This window comes from Tepidimonas fonticaldi, from assembly GCF_001675355.1.
Taxonomy (GTDB): domain Bacteria; phylum Pseudomonadota; class Gammaproteobacteria; order Burkholderiales; family Burkholderiaceae_C; genus Tepidimonas; species Tepidimonas fonticaldi.
In genome coordinates, this window is sequence record NZ_LZDH01000056.1 from 664,283 (window position 1) to 679,811 (window position 15,529).

The window sequence follows — 15,529 nt, forward strand, 5'->3', positions numbered from 1 at the left end:
CCTTTCCCCAACCGCTCTCCAAGCGATACCGATCGAGCGATTTTTTCCATGAACGACAAGGTTTTCCAGCCCCAGCCGGGGCGCAACGTGGTGGTGGTCGGCACCCAGTGGGGTGACGAGGGCAAGGGCAAGCTGGTCGACTGGCTGACCGAGACCGCGCACGGCGTGGTGCGCTTCCAGGGCGGGCACAACGCCGGCCACACGCTGGTCATCGGCGGCGTCAAGACCGCGCTGCACCTGATTCCGAGCGGCATCATGCGCGCCGGCGTCCGGTGCTACATCGGCAACGGCGTGGTGCTGTCGCCGGCCAAGCTGCTGGAGGAGATCGAAGGGCTGGAGCGCGCCGGCGTGGAGGTGCGCAGCCGCCTGCGCATCAGCGAGGCCTGCCCGCTGATCCTGCCGTTCCACGCCGCGCTGGACGTGGCGCGCGAGGCCGCCAAGGAGAAGGTCGGCGCCGCCAAGATCGGCACCACCGGGCGGGGCATCGGCCCGGCCTACGAGGACAAGGTGGCGCGCCGCGCGCTGCGCGTGCAGGACCTGCGCCACCCCGAGCGCTTCGCCGAGCGGCTGCGCGAGCTGCTGGAGCTGCACAACCACGTGCTGGTGACGCTGCTCGGCGCCGAGACGCTGGAGTGGAGCCCGGCGCTGGCGCCCTACATCGAGCGCGGGCGCGTGCGCTTCGAGCCGGTGTACGAGGAGGCGATGCGCCAGGCCGAGCAGCTGCTGCCGATGGTGGCCGACGTCTCGCGCGAGCTCAACGACGCGCACCGCGCCGGCGCCAACCTGCTGTTCGAGGGCGCGCAGGGCACGCTCTTGGACATCGACCACGGCACCTACCCGTTCGTGACGTCCAGCAACTGCGTGGCCGGCAACGCCGCCGCCGGCTCCGGTGTCGGCCCGGGGCTGCTGCACTACGTGCTCGGCATCACCAAGGCGTACTGCACGCGCGTCGGCGGCGGGCCGTTCCCGACCGAACTCGACTGGCAGACCGAAGGCACGCCCGGCTGGCACATGGCCACCGTCGGCGCCGAGAAGGGCACCACCACCGGCCGCGCGCGCCGCTGCGGCTGGTTCGACGCCGCGCTGTTGAAGCGCTCGGCGCAGGTCAACGGCCTGTCGGGGCTGTGCATCACCAAACTGGACGTGCTCGACGGCCTGCCGGAGCTCAAGCTGTGCGTCGGCTACCGCCTGGACGGGCGCGAGATCGACCTGCTGCCGCTTGGGGCGGACGAGATCGCGCGCTGCGAGCCGATCTACGAGACCCTGCCGGGCTGGAGCGAGCCGACCGCCGGCATCACGCGCTACGAGGACCTGCCGGCCAACGCGCGCCGCTACCTGGAGCGCATCGAGGCCACCACCGGCGTGCCGATCCACGTCATCTCGACAAGCCCGGACCGCGACCATACCATCCTGGTGCGGCATCCCTTCGCCGCTTGAGGCCCCCGCAGCGCCACGCGAAAGACCCCGATATGCTCACCGAAGACGGCAAGCACCTGTACGTCTCGTACGACGAGTACCACAACCTGATCGAAAAGCTCGCGATCAAAATCCACCAGTCGGGCTGGGACTTCGACACCATCCTGTGCCTGGCGCGCGGCGGCATGCGCCCCGGCGACATCCTCAGCCGCATCTTCGACAAGCCGCTGGCCATCATGTCCACCAGCTCCTACCGCGCGGAGGGCGGCACGGTGCGCGGCCAGCTGGACATCGCGCGCTACATCACCACGCCCAAGGGCGAGATCGCCGGCCGCGTCCTGCTGGTCGATGACCTGGCCGACTCGGGCCATACGCTCAAGGCCGTGATCGACATGCTGCGCACCAACTACGCGCCGATCACCGAGCTGCGCAGCGCCGTCATCTGGACCAAGGGCGTGTCCATTTTCACGCCGGACTATTCGGTGGAGTTTTTGCCCACCAACCCCTGGATCCACCAGCCGTTCGAGTGCTACGACAACCTGCGGCCCGAGCAGCTGCTGGCCAAGTGGAAGATCTGACCGCCATGGGGGCGGCATCTGCAGGCGAGGCCACGCGCCTGATTCATCACCCCTACCGCGCGCCGGACGGCTTCGACGCCGTGATGGTGCCGGTACACAAGGCCTCGACCGTCTTCTTCCCCAACGTCGCGGCGATGCGCGAGCGCCAGTGGCAGGACAAGTCCGGCTACACCTACGGCCTGCACGGCACGCCCACCACCTTCACGCTGGAGGAGCGCCTGGCCACCTTGGAAGGGGGGCACCACTGCGTTTTGGCCCCCAGCGGTTTGGCGGCGATCGCGCTGGTCGATCTGGCGTTTTTGCGTGCCGGCGACGAGGTGCTGATCCCCGACAACGCCTACGGCCCCAACAAGGCGCTGGCCACCCACGAGCTGACCGCCTGGGGCATCCGGCACCGCATCTACGATCCCATGGATCCCGCGGATCTGGCCGCAGCCATCACGCCCCAGACGCGTCTGGTGTGGCTGGAGGCGGCCGGCTCGGTGACGCTGGAGTTTCCGGACGTGCCCGCGCTGGTCGGTGTCATCCGCGCCGCGAATGAAGGACGCGCGCGGCCCATCGTCACGGCGCTGGACGACACATGGGGCGCCGGGGTGGCCTTCAACCCGTTTGATCTGGGGGTGGATGTGGCCATGCAGGCCCTCACCAAATACCCCAGCGGGGGCGCGGACGTGTTGATGGGCTCCGTCGTCACGCGGGACGAGGCCCTGCACCGTGCGCTGCTGTCCACCCACATGCGCCTGGGCCTGGGCGTTGGGGCCAACGACGCCGAGGCGGTGCTGCGCGGCCTGCCCAGCCTGCCCTTGCGCTACCACGCGCAAGACGCCGCCACGCGCGAGTTGGCCGCGTGGATGCAGACCCAGCCGCACGTGGCCCGGGTGTTTCACCCGGCACTGCCGGACTCCCCCGGCCATGCCGTATGGCGCCGCGACGCCCGCGCCGCGGGCTGCCTGTTCAGCGTCGTGTTCGACCCGGCAATCCCCGCGCAGCGGGTGGATGCCTTCTGCGATGCCTTGCGGGTGTTTCGCCTGGGGTACAGCTGGGCGGGGCCGGTCAGCCTGTGCGTGCCCTACGACATACCGACGATGCGCGCGCGTCCCTGGCCCTACGCCCCCCGGCTGGTGCGGTTGGCCGTGGGGCTGGAGGATGTGGAGGATCTGCGCGCCGACTTGGCGCAGGCGCTGGGCGCGCTGGTACCCTGACACCTGGGCCTACGGTCATGCCCGCGGCAGCAGCCGCTGCAATTGGGGCCACACGTTGTCCAGCAGGATCGGCTGCGCCCGCTCATTGGGGTGGATGCGGTCGTCCTGGAACAGGGCGGCGGCTTGCGGGCCGTCGGCGACGCCCGCCAGGAAAAACGGCACCAGGGCGACTTTCTCTTCCCGGGCCAGGTCTGTGTAGACGGCGCGGAACTGGGCGCGGTAGCGCTCGCCGTAGTTGGGCGGCATGTCCATGCCCAGCAGCAGCACACGCGCGCCGGCGTCGCGGCTGGCGCGGATCATGGCGCGCAGGTTGTCGCGCGTCGTCTCCAGCGGCAGGCCGCGCAGGGCGTCGTTGCCGCCCAGCTCCAGCACGACGAGGGCCGGGCGATGGCGCTCGAGCAGGGCCGCCAGCCGCGAGCGGCCCCCGGCCGTCGTGTCGCCGCTGACGCTGGCGTTGACCACCCGCGCCGTGCGCCGGCCTTCCTGCAGCCGCCGCTCCAGCAGCGCCACCCACCCGGTACCGCGCGCCAGTCCGTATTCGGCGCTCAACGAATCACCCACCACCAGAATCACCGGCGCGGAACCCGGCTCGGCAGCCCCCGCTCTGAAGGGCAGGTACGCGAGTGCGGCGGCGGCCAGCACGGTGGCGTTACAGTCTCTGCGGTTCAAGTCAAAGGCCTTTCATGTCCACATCCATCATTGCCGTGCACCGCCTGTCCAAATCGGTCACCGATGCGACGGGCACGCTCGGCATCCTGCACGACGTCGAATTTGCCGTCGCCCCGGGCGAGACCCTGGCCATTGTCGGCGCATCCGGCTCGGGCAAGAGCACCCTGCTGTCCCTGATCGCCGGGTTGGATACCCCGACCGCCGGCACGGTTCACCTGGACGGTGTCGACATTTTCGCGCTGGACGAAGACGCGCGCGCCGCGCTGCGGGCGCGCAAAGTGGGCTTCGTGTTCCAGAGCTTTCAGTTGCTGGGCAACCTCACCGCGCTGGAAAACGTCATGCTGCCGCTGGAGCTGGCCGGCCGGCGCGACGCCCGCGCGGCCGCCCGGCGCATGCTGGAGCGCGTGGGCCTGGGGGAGCGGCTGGGGCACTACCCCCGCGTGCTGTCCGGTGGCGAGCAGCAGCGCGTCGCCCTGGCGCGCGCCTTCGTGGTCGAGCCGGCGGTGCTTCTGGCCGATGAGCCGACCGGCAGCCTCGACCACGCCACCGGCGAGCGCGTCATGCAGTTGATGTTCGATTTGAACCGCGAGCACGGCACCACCCTGGTGCTGGTCACGCACGATCCGGCGATTGCCGCGCGCTGCGAGCGCCGCATCGCCATCGAGGCCGGCCGCGCCCGCGAGTGGCCTGTACAACCGGCGCCGGCCGCATCGCCCTGAGCGGCCCCGCGACGCATAATCGCGCCCCATGTCGTCCGAAACCAAAATCCTGTTCGGGTTTCACGCCGTCGGCGTGCGCCTGAAGACCGCGCCGTCCACCATTCTGGAGGTCTACGCCGACCCCACCCGCCGCGACGCCCGCATGCGCCAGTTTTTGCAACGCGCGCAGGAAGCGGGGGTGCGCGTCATCGAGGCCGACGGCCCCCGGCTGGCCAAGCTGGCGGGGGGCGCCAACCATCAGGGCGTGGTGGCCCGGGTGCAGCCCGTGGCGCAGGCCCGCACCTTGGACGATTTGCTGGACCAATTGGATGCGCGCAGCGAGCCCGAGCGCCGCGCCGATCCGCCGCTGCTGCTGGTGCTCGACGGCGTCACCGACCCGCACAACCTAGGGGCCTGCCTGCGCGTGGCCGACGGGGCTGGGGCGCATGCCGTCATCGCTCCCAAGGACCAGTCCTGCGGGCTCAACGCCACGGTAGCCAAGGTGGCCAGCGGAGCGGCCGAGACGGTCCCGTACTTCATGGTCACCAACCTGGCCCGCACGCTGGAGGCGCTCAAACAGCGCGGGCTGTGGATCATCGGCACCAGCGACGACGCCCCGCGCAGCCTGTATCAGCACGACTGGCGCGGTCCTGTGGCCGTGGTTCTGGGGTCGGAGGGCAAGGGCATGCGCCCCCTGGTGCGCCGCACGTGCGACGAGCTGGTGTCCATCCCCATGCGCGGGGCGGTCGAGAGTTTGAACGTGTCGGTCGCCAGCGCGGTCTGCCTGTACGAAGCGGTCCGGCAGCGGCTTGCCGTGCCGTCCACCGCGCCCGCGTGACGCCGGTCTGGGTGGTCGCGCGCCCACGGCGTGGGCGTCGTCAAACCCAGCCCAGAGCGCCCAGGAGTGCGCCGGCGGCCAACAACCACAACAGGTGCAGCCGCGTGCGCCAGACGATCAGCGCGCTGGCGGCAGCCAGCAGCCACTGCGCCCCATCCTGCCGCCAATCGCCGGATCCGCGCGCCATCAACCAGCCCGAGGCGAACAGCAGCGCCACGACCGCCGGGGCCAGCCCTTGCTTGAACGCCTGCACCGGCCACCAGTCACGGCGCCGGTGCAGCCAGCGCGCGACGCCGTAGGTGAGCAGCGACGAGGGCAGCAGCATTGCCCCCAGGCACACGACGACCCCCAGCAGGCCTGGCCCCCACGCGCTTGGGCCGGCCGCCGGTCCCCCGGCGCTGTTGAGGCCGACGGTCCACCCCATCAGCGCCACGAACAGGATGTTGGGCCCCGGGGCGGCCTGCGCCAGCGCGATGGCCGCCGAAAACTGCGACTCGCTCAACCAGCCGTGCTGCGTGACCAGATAGCGGTGGATGTCCGGCGCCGTGGTGATGGCGCCCCCGATCGCCAGCAACGACAGCGACAGAAAGTGCGTAAAGATCGCCAGCCAGTCCGCCGCGGCCAGCCCGCTCGCGGCTACGTCCATCGTCGCGCTCACGGCCGCCCCCCGCCCGGGCGACGCAGCCGCCGCGCGGCCAGGCCCCAGCCCAGGCCGCCGGTCACCGCCAGCACCACGGCCAGCGGCAGCCGCACCCAGGCCACGGCGACGAAGGTCGATGCCGCCAGCGCGGCGCAGGCCTTCGGCCCCAGCACATTCCCCCGCAGCGGGGCCAGCAGCCGCAGCGCCGTCCCCAGGATCAAGCCCGCCGCCACCGCCCCCATACCCCGCAGCGCGCCCTGTGCCATGGGGTGCGCGGCCACGTGGGTGAAGGCGATCGCGATCACCAGCAGCAGCGCCAGCGGCGCCAGCAGCATCCCCGCCAGCGCGGCCACGGCCCCCCGCCAGCCGAAGTGGCGCCCGCCGATCATCAGCGACAGATTGACCACGTTGGGGCCGGGCAGCAATTGGGCGGCCGCCCAGTCCTCCAGAAACTGCTCGCGCGTCAGCCAGCGGCGCCGCTCCACCAGCTCCTGCTGCACCACGGCCAGCACGCCCCCAAAGCCCTGCAGCGCCAGCCAGGTGCAGGCCCAAAAAAGCGCCGCCGGGGAGCGCGGCGCAGCCGGTGCGGCGGGGGCGGGCGGGGCGCTCATGGCGCCGATCCAACGTGACGTTCGACGCCGGGAAATCCCCGCCCGGCAAGGCGTCCCGACCGCTCTACAATGCCCCGAGGGGTGTCGTGCGCTCGCGCGGCCATCTTTGCATCCATCGTTTCAGGAGTCCGTTTCGTGCAGTCAACGAAGGCCAAGGCCGACGCAACCGAAGCCACGCAGCAGCCCGAATCGGCCGGCCCCGCGGTCCGTGTCATCAAAAAATACCCCAACCGCCGCCTGTACGACACCGATTCGTCGTCCTACATCACGCTCAGCGACGTCAAGGCGCTGGTCATGCGTGCCGAGCCGTTCGTCGTGCGCGACGCCAAGACGGGCGAGGATCTCACGCGCTCCATCCTGCTGCAGATCATTCTGGAGGAGGAGACGGCGGGTGTGCCGCTCTTCTCGGAAAAGATGCTGGCCAACATCATTCGATTCTATGGCCACGCCATGCAGGACTTCATGGGCTCGTACCTGGAGCGCAACCTGCAGATCTTCATGGAGCTGCAGCAGAAGATGGCCGAGCAAGCCAAGGAACTGACCCCCGAGGTGTGGCAGCAGTTCATGGCCGCGCAGACGCCGCTGATGATGGGAAACTTCTTTGCCCAATCGCAAAAGGCGTTGGCGCAGATGCAGGAGCAGATGCTCGGTGCCTTTGGGGTCAAGCGCCCGCACTGACGGCCGGCCCCTGCCCGGGCCCCGCCAGGCGCGCGGCGGCGCGACCTGAGACAATACGGGGATGTCCACCCCGACCCCCGATCGCCGCGGCGTCCAGGCGCCGACCGTTGGCTTCGTCAGCCTGGGCTGCCCCAAGGCCCTGACCGATTCCGAGCTCATCCTCACCCGCCTGAGCGCCGAGGGCTACCGCACCAGCCGCCAGTACGAAGGTGCGGACCTGGTCATCGTCAACACCTGCGGCTTCATCGACGACGCCGTCAAGGAAAGCCTGGACGCCATCGGCGAGGCGTTGGCGGCCAATGGCAAAGTCATCGTCACCGGCTGTCTGGGCGCGCGCTCCGATGCGCACGGGGACAATCTGGTCAAGGCGCTGCACCCGGCCGTGTTGGCCGTGACGGGCCCGCACGCCACGGACGAGGTGCTCGATGCCGTCCACGCCCACGCCCCAAAGCCGCACGACCCCTTCGTGGACCTGGTGCCCCCGCCCAGCAACGCCATCGAGGGCGTCGGCGTCAAGCTCACCCCGCGCCACTATGCGTATCTGAAGATCAGCGAGGGCTGCAACCACCGCTGCACCTTCTGCATCATCCCGTCGATGCGCGGCGACCTGGTCAGCCGCCCGATCGGCGACGTGCTCACCGAGGCGCGGCGGCTGTTCGAGGGCGGGGTCAAAGAGCTGCTCGTCATCAGCCAGGACACCAGCGCCTACGGCGTCGATGTGCAGTACCGCACCGGGTTTTGGGACGGGCGCCCGGTGCGCACGCGGATGCTCGACCTGGTGCGCGAGCTGGGTACGCTGGCGCGCGCGCACGGTGCCTGGGTGCGGCTGCACTATGTCTACCCATACCCCCATGTGGACGACATCGTGCCGCTGATGGCCGAAGGCTTGGTGTTGCCGTATCTGGACGTGCCGTTCCAGCACAGCCATCCGGATGTGCTGCGGCGCATGAAGCGCCCCGCCAGCGGCGAGCGCAACCTGGAGCGCATACGCCGCTGGCGCGAGATCTGCCCCGAACTGGTCGTGCGCAGCACCTTCATCGCCGGCTTTCCCGGCGAGACGGAAGAGGAATTCGCGCACCTGCTCGACTTCGTGCGCGAGGCGCAAATCGACCGCGCGGGCTGCTTTGCCTATTCGCCGGTGGAGGGCGCGGCAGCCAATGCGCTGCCCGGCGCGCTGCCGGACGCGGTGCGCCAGGAGCGCCGCGCGCGCTTCATGGCGGTGGCCGAGGCCGTGGCCGTGGAGCGCCTGCAGCGCCGCGTCGGCGCCACCATGCAGGTGCTGGTGGACCAGTCACAGGGTCTGGGCAAGAAGGGCGGGGTGGGGCGCACGTACGCGGACGCACCGGAGATCGACGGCACCGTGCGCCTGCTGCCGCCCGAGAAGGCGAGCAAGACCTACCGCACGGGGGACTTCATCAAGGCCCGCATCGTGGCGGCCGAAGGCCACGATCTGATCGGCCTGCCGGTCTGAGCGCCGACCCCCGACCTCGGTGAAGCGCTGCGGTCGGCGGGCGAACCCAAAACAAAAGCCGGCGGTGGCCGGCTTGAGCGTTGATCTGAAGGCAGATCGGTGATTTGTGGTGCCCAGGAGAGGACTCGAACCTCCACGCCTCTCGGCGCTAGTACCTGAAACTAGTGCGTCTACCAATTCCGCCACCTGGGCGCTTCAGGAATGAACGAGATTATAGCAGCATTCGGAAGGGGTTTTTCCGAGGCGGGCGTGGCCGTCATCGATGGGGTTTGCGCAACAAAAAACCCGCCGGGACGGCTTCCGGGCGGGTTTTTCTGCAGGTCGGGACGGGGCGCGGTATGATCGGGTCACTGCGTCGTCGATTGAGAGCGCGACCGCCAAGCTGGCTACCCCACATCTGGTGCCCAGGAGAGGACTCGAACCTCCACGCCTCTCGGCGCTAGTACCTGAAACTAGTGCGTCTACCAATTCCGCCACCTGGGCGCTTCAGGAAACCAAAATTATACACATGAAGCGGGTCTATCCCCCCGCAGGAAATCCCTTGTCCGTGAAAGAAAAATCCACTGTCTCCCTCCCTGAAATCGAAGGGGTGGTCATGGGCCACCGCGATGGCCACGGCTTCGTCGTGCGCGACGACGGCCAGCCCGATCTGTACCTGCCGCCCAACGAGATGCGCGCCGTGCTGCACAAAGACCGGGTCAAGGCGTGCATCGTGCGCTACGACCGGCGCGGGCGCCCCGAGGGCCGCGTGACCGAGATCCTGGCGCGATCCGGCTCGCCGATCATCGGCCGTCTGCTGCACGAAAACGGCGTGTGGCTCGTCGCGCCGGAGGACAAGCGCTACGGCCAGGACGTGCTCATCCCCAAGGGCGCCACCGGCACCGCCCAGCCCGGGCAGGTGGTGGTGGTGGAGCTGACCGAGCCGCCGGCGCTCTATGGCCAGCCGGTCGGGCGCGTCAAAGAAGTGCTGGGCGACATCGACGACCCCGGTATGGAAATCGAAATTGCGGTGCGCAAGTACGGCGTGCCGCACCAGTTCTCCGAAGGGGCGCTGGCCGAGGCGCGGGCGCTGCCGGACAAGGTGCGGGCCGTGGACCGCCGCGGCCGGGTGGACCTGACGGACGTGCCGCTGGTGACCATCGACGGCGAGGATGCGCGCGACTTCGACGACGCCGTCTACTGCGAGCCGGCGCGCGTCGGCCGCGGCAAGGGCTGGCGGCTGCTGGTGGCCATCGCCGACGTCAGCCACTATGTGCGCAACGGATCGCCGCTGGACATCGACGCCTACGACCGCGCCACCAGCGTCTACTTCCCGCGCCGCGTCATCCCGATGCTGCCGGAAAAGCTCTCCAACGGGCTGTGCTCGCTCAACCCCGGGGTGGACCGCCTGTGCATGGTGTGCGACATGCTGATCGACGCCAAAGGGCTGGTCCAAGCCTATCAGTTCTACCCGGCGGTGATGCACAGCCACCAGCGCTTCACCTACACCGAGGTGGCGGCGATCCTGCAGAACACGCGCGGGGCCGAGGCCCAGCGCTACGCGGCCATGGTGCCGCACCTGCTGAATCTGCACGATGTCTACCGCGCCTTGCTCGCCGCGCGCGAGGCCCGTGGCGCGGTGGACTTGGAGACGGTGGAGACGCGCATCGTCTGCGACGAGGCCGGCCGCATCGAGCGCATCGAGCCGCGCACGCGCAACGACGCGCACCGCCTGATCGAGGAGGCGATGCTCGCGGCCAATGTCTGCGCGGCCGAGTTCATCGCCACCCACCATCACCCGGGGCTGTACCGCGTGCACGAGCGGCCGTCGGCCGACAAGGTCGAGATCCTGCGCGAATACCTCAAGGCGCTGGGGGTGCCGGCGACCATCGGCGACATGCCGGGGCCGCGCGACTTTCAGGCCCTGTCCAAGGCGACGGCCGACCGGCCCGATGCACCACAGATCCACCAAATGCTGCTGCGCTCGATGCAGCAGGCCATGTACTCGCCGCACAACGTGGGGCATTTCGGGCTGGCGTTCGATGCCTACACGCACTTCACCAGCCCCATCCGTCGCTATCCGGACCTGCTGGTGCACCGGGTGATCAAGGCCATCCTCAAGGGCGAGCGCTATCGCCTGCCGGTCTTGCCCATTCCCGGCGAGGCGCAGGCCAAGCTGGCCAAGCGGCTGGAGGAGCGCGGCGCGTCGGAGGCCATGAAGCGCTCGCGCGGGCGCCCGTCCAGTGAGGTGCTGGGCTGGGAGGCGGCCGGTCTGCACTGCAGCGCCAACGAACGCCGCGCCGACGAGGCCAGCCGCGACGTCGAGGCCTGGCTGAAGTGCAAGTACATGCGCGAGCGCCTGGGCGAGGAGTTTGCCGGCACCGTCACCGCCGTCACCAGCTTCGGCCTGTTCGTCACCCTGGATAGCCTGTATGTCGAGGGCTTGGTGCACATCACCGAACTGGGGGGCGAGTACTTCCGCTACGACGAGCGCCGGCAGGAGCTGCGCGGCGAGCGCACCGGAGTGCGCTACACCTTGGGCTCCAAGGTGGCGGTCCAGGTCAGCCGTGTCGATCTGGATGGGCGGCGCATCGATTTCCGATTGGTGCGCGAGGATGCGGCCGCCGAAGGCCGACCGGAGCGGGGCAGCAGCCGCCCCGGCGGCCGCACCCCGCGGGAGCCCAACGCGGAGGCCGACGAGGTGGCGGACACGCCCCCCAGCCGTCGCGCGGGCAAGGGCGGCAGGGCGCCGTCCGCGCCTGCACCGGCGTCTTCCCGTGGCCGGGGGACGGCGTCGTCGGGCACGGGCAAGGGCCGGCGGTCCGCCCCGCGTGCGGCCGGGGCGGGGTCTGCGGCACAATCCCCGGTGTCCGGGCGCGGCCGCCGTGCGCGCCCCGGTCGCGGTTGACGCGGCCGCTCATCGCCAACTTTGCCCATCGGCCCATGCGCATCGTCCTGTTTTTGCTCGACACGCTGTCGTTCTTTTTGATCGGGGCGGCCTTGCTGCGAGGCTGGATGAACACGCGGCGTCTGCGCATGGCCGCCCAGCCGGGGCCGTTCGTCATCGCGGTGACGGACTGGATCGTCCAGCCGCTGCGCCGCTCGCTCCCCCGCGCGTGGGCCCAGGCCAATGTGGACTGGGGCAGTTTTTTGGCCGCGGCGCTGCTGGCGCTGGCCTACGCGGGGCTGGTGCACCTGCTGTGGGGCGGCGCGCTGCCGGGCGTGGAGGCCCTGGGTTTTGCCTTGACCGTGCCCCTGATGGCGCTGCAGATGCTGCTGCGCACCGTGTTGCAGGGGTTGATGCTGTTGTTGCTGGTCTACGCGGTGTTGACCTGGGTGCAGCCGTTTTCGCCCTTGATCGGGACCTTGGGGCGGCTGCTGGATCCGGTGCTGGCGCCGGTGCGGCGCATCGTCCCCACCGTGGGCGGCGTGGATCTGTCGGTGCTGGTGCTGCTGGTGTTGCTGCAGGTGGGCTTGATGCTGCTGGGCTGACGCCCATGTGTGGCTGGGCGGGGCCACGGCCGCAGCTGGTTCAGATCACGCCGTCGAACATCATCACATCCACCTCGTCGCCCACGGCCACGGGCCCCTGCTGCTGACCCAGCACGATCAGCCCGTTGGCCTCGACCATCGAGCGCAGCACGCCCGAGCCCTGGTTGCCCGTGGTGCGCACCCGCAGGGTGCCGTCGGCCTCCCGCGTCACGATGCCGCGCTGGTACTCCGTGCGCCCGGGCTTTTTGCGCATCGGCTCGGCGCTGCGGGCGCGCAGCAGCACGGGCGCCGTCTCGCGCGCCCCCATCATGCGCAGCAGGGCCGGGCGCACGAAGGCCAGAAACGTCACCATCACCGCGACAGGGTTGCCGGGCAGGCCGAACAGCACCGTCGGCGCGCCGCCCGCGGGGTCCAGCAGGCGGCCGACCGCCATCGGGCGGCCCGGACGCATGGCGATCCGCCAAAACGCCACATCCCCCAGGCGGCGCATCATGGCCTTGGTGTGGTCGGCCTCGCCCATGCTCACGCCCCCGCTGGTGATGACGGCGTCGGCTTGCGCGGCCGCCTGCCGGAAGGCCGCCTCCAGCGCAGCCGGGTCGTCGCGCACCACGCCCAGGTCGATGACCTCCACGCCCAGCCGTCGCAGCAGGCCATAAACGGTGTAGCGGTTGCTGTCGTAAATGGCGCCTTCGCGCAGCGGCTCGCCCAGCGAGACGATTTCATCGCCGGTGGAAAAATACGCCACGCGCAGCCGCCGCACCACGGGGACCTGCGCGATGCCCAGGCTGGCAATCAGACCCAGCGCCGCCGGTCCCAGGCGTTGGCCCGCGCGCACGGCGGCCCGTCCGGCCGTCAGGTCTTCGCCGCGCCGGCGCCGGTGATCGCCGGGCTGGACCACCCCGGCGGGGATGTGCACGCGCTCCTGCGCACCGTCCCGGTCGGTGCGCACGAACTCCACCGGCACCACGGTGTCCAGCCCGTCGGGCATCACCGCCCCGGTCATGATGCGCACACAGGCGTCCGCCGGGATGAGGTGGGACCAGCGGGCATCGCCCGCGTAGCAGGTCCCCACCACGCGCAAGACCGTCTCCCCGTCCCCCGACAGGCAGGCCCCTCGCAGGGCGAAACCATCCATGGCGGCGTTGTCGTGCGGCGGCACGTCGATGGGGGAGACGATGTCTTGCGCCAGCACCCGGTCCAGCGCCTCGAAAATCCCGACCGTCTCCGTGTCGGACAGCGGCTCCACCAGTTGGGCCAGAAAATCACCCACGGTCGTGGCGGGCAGGGCCGTGGGGTCGTAGCCCTGGAGTTCGGCGGCGATCTGATCGAGCGTCTTCATGGTTTTGGGGCGCGGTGCGGTGGCTGGCCGACCAGCGGGCACTGGGCGGCCGCAGCGGTCAGGGGGAGGCGGTGGCCTGTTGCAAGGCGTGCAGCTCCCCGCGTGTGTTGATGTTGGTGAAGGCGAGGGGGTCGTCGTCGGGGCGGTCGAAGGACACGACCGCACAGCGGTGGCGCGCGGTCCAGGCGTCGATTTTGCGACCGCCCTCTTGCAAAAACGCGCTCAGGCTCTCGAGCAGGTGCGCCCCCAGCAGGCAGAACACGGGCTGGGTGCGAACGCGGCCGTCGGCCTCGGGGGCGGCGGCCATCGCCAGGTCGGCCTGCTGCTCGGTCAGGGCCTGGCACAGCCGTTGTGCCAGATCCAGCGGCAGCCGGGGGGTGTCGCACGGGACGGTCAGCAGGTACGGCGTCTCGCAGTGCATCAGCGCCGTCAGCATGCCCGCCAGGGGGCCGGCGTAGCCGCCCAGCTCGTCGGGCCAGACCGGCACGCCAAAGCCCTCGTACGCCGCCAGGTTGCGGTTGGCGTTGATCATGCAATCGGCCATCCAGTCGCCGTGCTGCATGCGCAGCCGCCACAGCGCGTGCAGCGCCAGCGGCGCCCCTTGAAAGGATTGCAGCCCTTTGTCCACCCCGCCCATGCGGATGCCTTGCCCGCCGGCCAGGACCACGCCCGTGACCGTTCGCGGTCCAGGCGGAGGGGGCAGCGATGTCGGCGCGGCGCTCGTCATGCGGTCAGCCTCCGATGTAGCTCATCTCGATGCGCCGCGCGGCGCGGCGCGTCTCCGGCGGCAGCGTGGCGCGGATTTCGGAATAGCGGTCGGCGCGCTGGCCCCAGATGGCGGCGAGCGACGCGGCGATCTCGGCGTCGCTGGCGCCGCCGCGCAGCAGCGCGCGCAGGTCGTAGCCACGCTCGGCGAACAGGCAGAGGTACAGGCACCCCTCGGTGGACAGGCGCGCGCGGTTGCAGTCGCGGCAGAACGCCTGCGTGACGCTGCTGATGAAGCCGACCTCGCCCAGCGCCGGGTCGTGGCGGCCGTCGGCGCCCGCGTAGCCCCAGCGTTCGGCGGTCTCGCCGGGGCTGCCGGGTTCCAGCGGCACCAGTGCGAAGGCCTGTTGCAGCCGCGCCAGCACCTCGGCGCTGGGCAGCACCTCGTCCATGCACCAGCCGTTGGAGCTGCCGACGTCCATGTACTCGATGAAGCGCAGCACGATGCCGCTGCCGCGGAAGTGGCGCGCCATCGGCACGATCTGGTCGTCGTTGGTGCCGCGCTTGACCACCATGTTGACCTTGATCGGCGCCAGGCCCGCGGCCTGCGCGGCGGCGATGCCGTCCAGCACCTCCGCCACCGGAAAGCCGACGTCGTTCATGCGCTGGAACACCGCGTCGTCCAAGCCGTCCAGGCTGACGGTCACGCGCTGCAGGCCGGCGTCGCGCAGCGCGCGCGCTTTGCGCGCCAGCAGGCTGCCGTTGGTGGTCAGTGTCAGCTCCGGCGGCGTGCCGTCCACCGTGCGCAGCGCGGCCAGCATCTCGATCAGGCGCTCGATGTGCTTGCGCAGCAGCGGCTCGCCGCCGGTCAGGCGGATCTTGCGCACGCCGTGCGCGAGAAAAATGCGCGCCAGCCGGGTGATCTCCTCGAACGTCAGCAAATCCGCGTGCGGCAGATAGGGGTAGTCCTTGCCGAACACCTCCTTGGGCATGCAGTAGCTGCATCGGAAGTTGCAGCGGTCGGTGACGCTGATGCGCAGGTCGCGCAGCGGCCGCTGCAGGCGGTCGAGCAGCCGACCGTCGGGCGCCACCGGGGCGGACGGACGAGGGGCAGGCAACGCGGCGGCGCGCTGGTCGTACAGGGGAATGACACGCTCGGCCATGGTGCGCTAGATTATCGCCATCCGCCGCCTGCGACGCGGGTGGGGTTTTC

15 protein-coding genes and 2 tRNA genes are annotated in these 15,529 nt (G+C 70.3%); 9 read left to right on the forward strand and 8 right to left on the reverse strand.

Features of this window, described 5'->3' with window-relative positions; all coding sequences use genetic code 11:
• Positions 1–48: 48 nt before the first annotated feature.
• The 3 genes from A9O67_RS08950 to A9O67_RS08960 are packed head-to-tail and all read left to right on the forward strand — an operon-like array spanning position 49 to position 3,196.
• Positions 49–1,437, forward strand: a complete 1,389-nt coding sequence (locus tag A9O67_RS08950; protein ID WP_068609381.1) for an adenylosuccinate synthase — start codon at positions 49–51, stop codon at positions 1,435–1,437.
• A gap of 32 nt (positions 1,438–1,469) precedes the next feature.
• On the forward strand, positions 1,470–1,994 hold the full coding sequence (locus tag A9O67_RS08955; protein WP_068609383.1) for a phosphoribosyltransferase: 525 nt from the start codon (positions 1,470–1,472) through the stop codon (positions 1,992–1,994).
• 5 nt (positions 1,995–1,999) lie between these two features.
• A complete protein-coding gene (locus A9O67_RS08960) occupies positions 2,000–3,196 on the forward strand; it encodes a cystathionine beta-lyase (protein ID WP_068609939.1) in 1,197 nt (398 codons plus the stop codon).
• Positions 3,197–3,211: 15 nt separating this feature from the next.
• Here A9O67_RS08960 and A9O67_RS08965 read toward each other — a convergent pair whose 3' ends face one another.
• A complete protein-coding gene (locus A9O67_RS08965) occupies positions 3,212–3,865 on the reverse strand; it encodes an arylesterase (protein WP_068609385.1) in 654 nt (217 codons plus the stop codon).
• A 14-nt stretch (positions 3,866–3,879) separates the two neighbouring features.
• Here A9O67_RS08965 and A9O67_RS08970 point away from each other — a divergent pair, with 14 nt between their 5' ends.
• Positions 3,880–4,584 carry an ABC transporter ATP-binding protein gene (locus tag A9O67_RS08970; protein WP_068609386.1) on the forward strand — a complete coding sequence of 235 codons (705 nt, stop codon included), beginning with the start codon at positions 3,880–3,882 and terminating at the stop codon, positions 4,582–4,584.
• Positions 4,585–4,612: 28 nt separating this feature from the next.
• The gene (rlmB, locus tag A9O67_RS08975) at positions 4,613–5,401 is read left to right on the forward strand and encodes a 23S rRNA (guanosine(2251)-2'-O)-methyltransferase RlmB (RefSeq protein ID WP_068609388.1); all 789 of its coding nucleotides are present in this window, start codon (positions 4,613–4,615) and stop codon (positions 5,399–5,401) included.
• A gap of 40 nt (positions 5,402–5,441) precedes the next feature.
• Here the strand turns inward: rlmB and A9O67_RS08980 are convergent, their stop codons facing one another.
• Positions 5,442–6,047 (reverse strand): chromate transporter, encoded by a 606-nt coding sequence (locus A9O67_RS08980; RefSeq protein WP_082955469.1) that lies wholly within the window; start codon positions 6,045–6,047, stop codon positions 5,442–5,444.
• An 8-nt stretch (positions 6,048–6,055) separates the two neighbouring features.
• Positions 6,056–6,652 (reverse strand): chromate transporter, encoded by a 597-nt coding sequence (locus tag A9O67_RS08985; protein ID WP_068609394.1) that lies wholly within the window; start codon positions 6,650–6,652, stop codon positions 6,056–6,058.
• Positions 6,653–6,787: 135 nt separating this feature from the next.
• On the opposite strand from A9O67_RS08985, the gene phaR reads away from it, so the two are divergent.
• Together phaR and rimO are read left to right on the forward strand one after the other, a co-directional pair.
• A complete protein-coding gene (gene phaR / locus A9O67_RS08990; RefSeq protein WP_068609395.1) occupies positions 6,788–7,330 on the forward strand; it encodes a polyhydroxyalkanoate synthesis repressor PhaR in 543 nt (180 codons plus the stop codon).
• A 61-nt stretch (positions 7,331–7,391) separates the two neighbouring features.
• A complete protein-coding gene (gene rimO, locus A9O67_RS08995; RefSeq protein ID WP_068609397.1) occupies positions 7,392–8,801 on the forward strand; it encodes a 30S ribosomal protein S12 methylthiotransferase RimO in 1,410 nt (469 codons plus the stop codon).
• Between the two features lie 107 nt (positions 8,802–8,908).
• Here the strand turns inward: rimO and A9O67_RS09000 are convergent.
• Together A9O67_RS09000 and A9O67_RS09005 are read right to left on the reverse strand one after the other, a co-directional pair.
• Positions 8,909–8,993, reverse strand: a tRNA-Leu gene (locus tag A9O67_RS09000).
• Positions 8,994–9,199: 206 nt separating this feature from the next.
• Positions 9,200–9,284, reverse strand: a tRNA-Leu gene (locus tag A9O67_RS09005).
• A 112-nt stretch (positions 9,285–9,396) separates the two neighbouring features.
• On the opposite strand from A9O67_RS09005, the gene rnr reads away from it, so the two are divergent.
• The gene (rnr, locus tag A9O67_RS09010; RefSeq protein ID WP_231960321.1) at positions 9,397–11,688 is read left to right on the forward strand and encodes a ribonuclease R; all 2,292 of its coding nucleotides are present in this window, start codon (positions 9,397–9,399) and stop codon (positions 11,686–11,688) included.
• A 35-nt stretch (positions 11,689–11,723) separates the two neighbouring features.
• A complete protein-coding gene (locus A9O67_RS09015) occupies positions 11,724–12,272 on the forward strand; it encodes a YggT family protein (protein ID WP_068609402.1) in 549 nt (182 codons plus the stop codon).
• A 40-nt stretch (positions 12,273–12,312) separates the two neighbouring features.
• On the opposite strand, the gene moeA is transcribed toward A9O67_RS09015, so the two are convergent.
• The 3 genes from moeA to moaA are packed head-to-tail and all read right to left on the reverse strand — an operon-like array spanning position 12,313 to position 15,479.
• Positions 12,313–13,611: a molybdopterin molybdotransferase MoeA gene (gene moeA / locus A9O67_RS09020; RefSeq protein WP_068609404.1), complete on the reverse strand. Its 1,299-nt coding sequence runs from the start codon at positions 13,609–13,611 to the stop codon at positions 12,313–12,315.
• Positions 13,612–13,669: 58 nt separating this feature from the next.
• Entirely contained in the window at positions 13,670–14,338 is a 669-nt protein-coding gene (gene mobA, locus A9O67_RS09025) for a molybdenum cofactor guanylyltransferase MobA (RefSeq protein ID WP_068609405.1), read from the reverse strand.
• Between the two features lie 4 nt (positions 14,339–14,342).
• Positions 14,343–15,479 carry a GTP 3',8-cyclase MoaA gene (gene moaA / locus A9O67_RS09030; RefSeq protein WP_068609409.1) on the reverse strand — a complete coding sequence of 379 codons (1,137 nt, stop codon included), beginning with the start codon at positions 15,477–15,479 and terminating at the stop codon, positions 14,343–14,345.
• Positions 15,480–15,529: the final 50 nt, after the last annotated feature.

Excerpts from the sequence above, each read along its gene's own strand:
- A9O67_RS08950 (WP_068609381.1), top strand. The coding sequence starts at position 49 with ATGAACGACAAGGTTTTCCAGCCCCAGCCGGGGCGCAACGTGGTGGTG.
- A9O67_RS08955 (WP_068609383.1), top strand. The coding sequence starts at position 1,470 with ATGCTCACCGAAGACGGCAAGCACCTGTACGTCTCGTACGACGAGTAC.
- A9O67_RS08960 (WP_068609939.1), top strand. The coding sequence starts at position 2,000 with ATGGGGGCGGCATCTGCAGGCGAGGCCACGCGCCTGATTCATCACCCC.
- A9O67_RS08970 (WP_068609386.1), top strand. The coding sequence starts at position 3,880 with ATGTCCACATCCATCATTGCCGTGCACCGCCTGTCCAAATCGGTCACC.
- rlmB (WP_068609388.1), top strand. The coding sequence starts at position 4,613 with ATGTCGTCCGAAACCAAAATCCTGTTCGGGTTTCACGCCGTCGGCGTG.
- A9O67_RS08980 (WP_082955469.1), bottom strand. The coding sequence starts at position 6,047 with ATGGACGTAGCCGCGAGCGGGCTGGCCGCGGCGGACTGGCTGGCGATC.
- A9O67_RS08985 (WP_068609394.1), bottom strand. The coding sequence starts at position 6,652 with ATGAGCGCCCCGCCCGCCCCCGCCGCACCGGCTGCGCCGCGCTCCCCG.
- rimO (WP_068609397.1), top strand. The coding sequence starts at position 7,392 with ATGTCCACCCCGACCCCCGATCGCCGCGGCGTCCAGGCGCCGACCGTT.
- rnr (WP_231960321.1), top strand. The coding sequence starts at position 9,397 with ATGGGCCACCGCGATGGCCACGGCTTCGTCGTGCGCGACGACGGCCAG.
- A9O67_RS09015 (WP_068609402.1), top strand. The coding sequence starts at position 11,724 with ATGCGCATCGTCCTGTTTTTGCTCGACACGCTGTCGTTCTTTTTGATC.
- moeA (WP_068609404.1), bottom strand. The coding sequence starts at position 13,611 with ATGAAGACGCTCGATCAGATCGCCGCCGAACTCCAGGGCTACGACCCC.
- mobA (WP_068609405.1), bottom strand. The coding sequence starts at position 14,338 with ATGACGAGCGCCGCGCCGACATCGCTGCCCCCTCCGCCTGGACCGCGA.
- moaA (WP_068609409.1), bottom strand. The coding sequence starts at position 15,479 with ATGGCCGAGCGTGTCATTCCCCTGTACGACCAGCGCGCCGCCGCGTTG.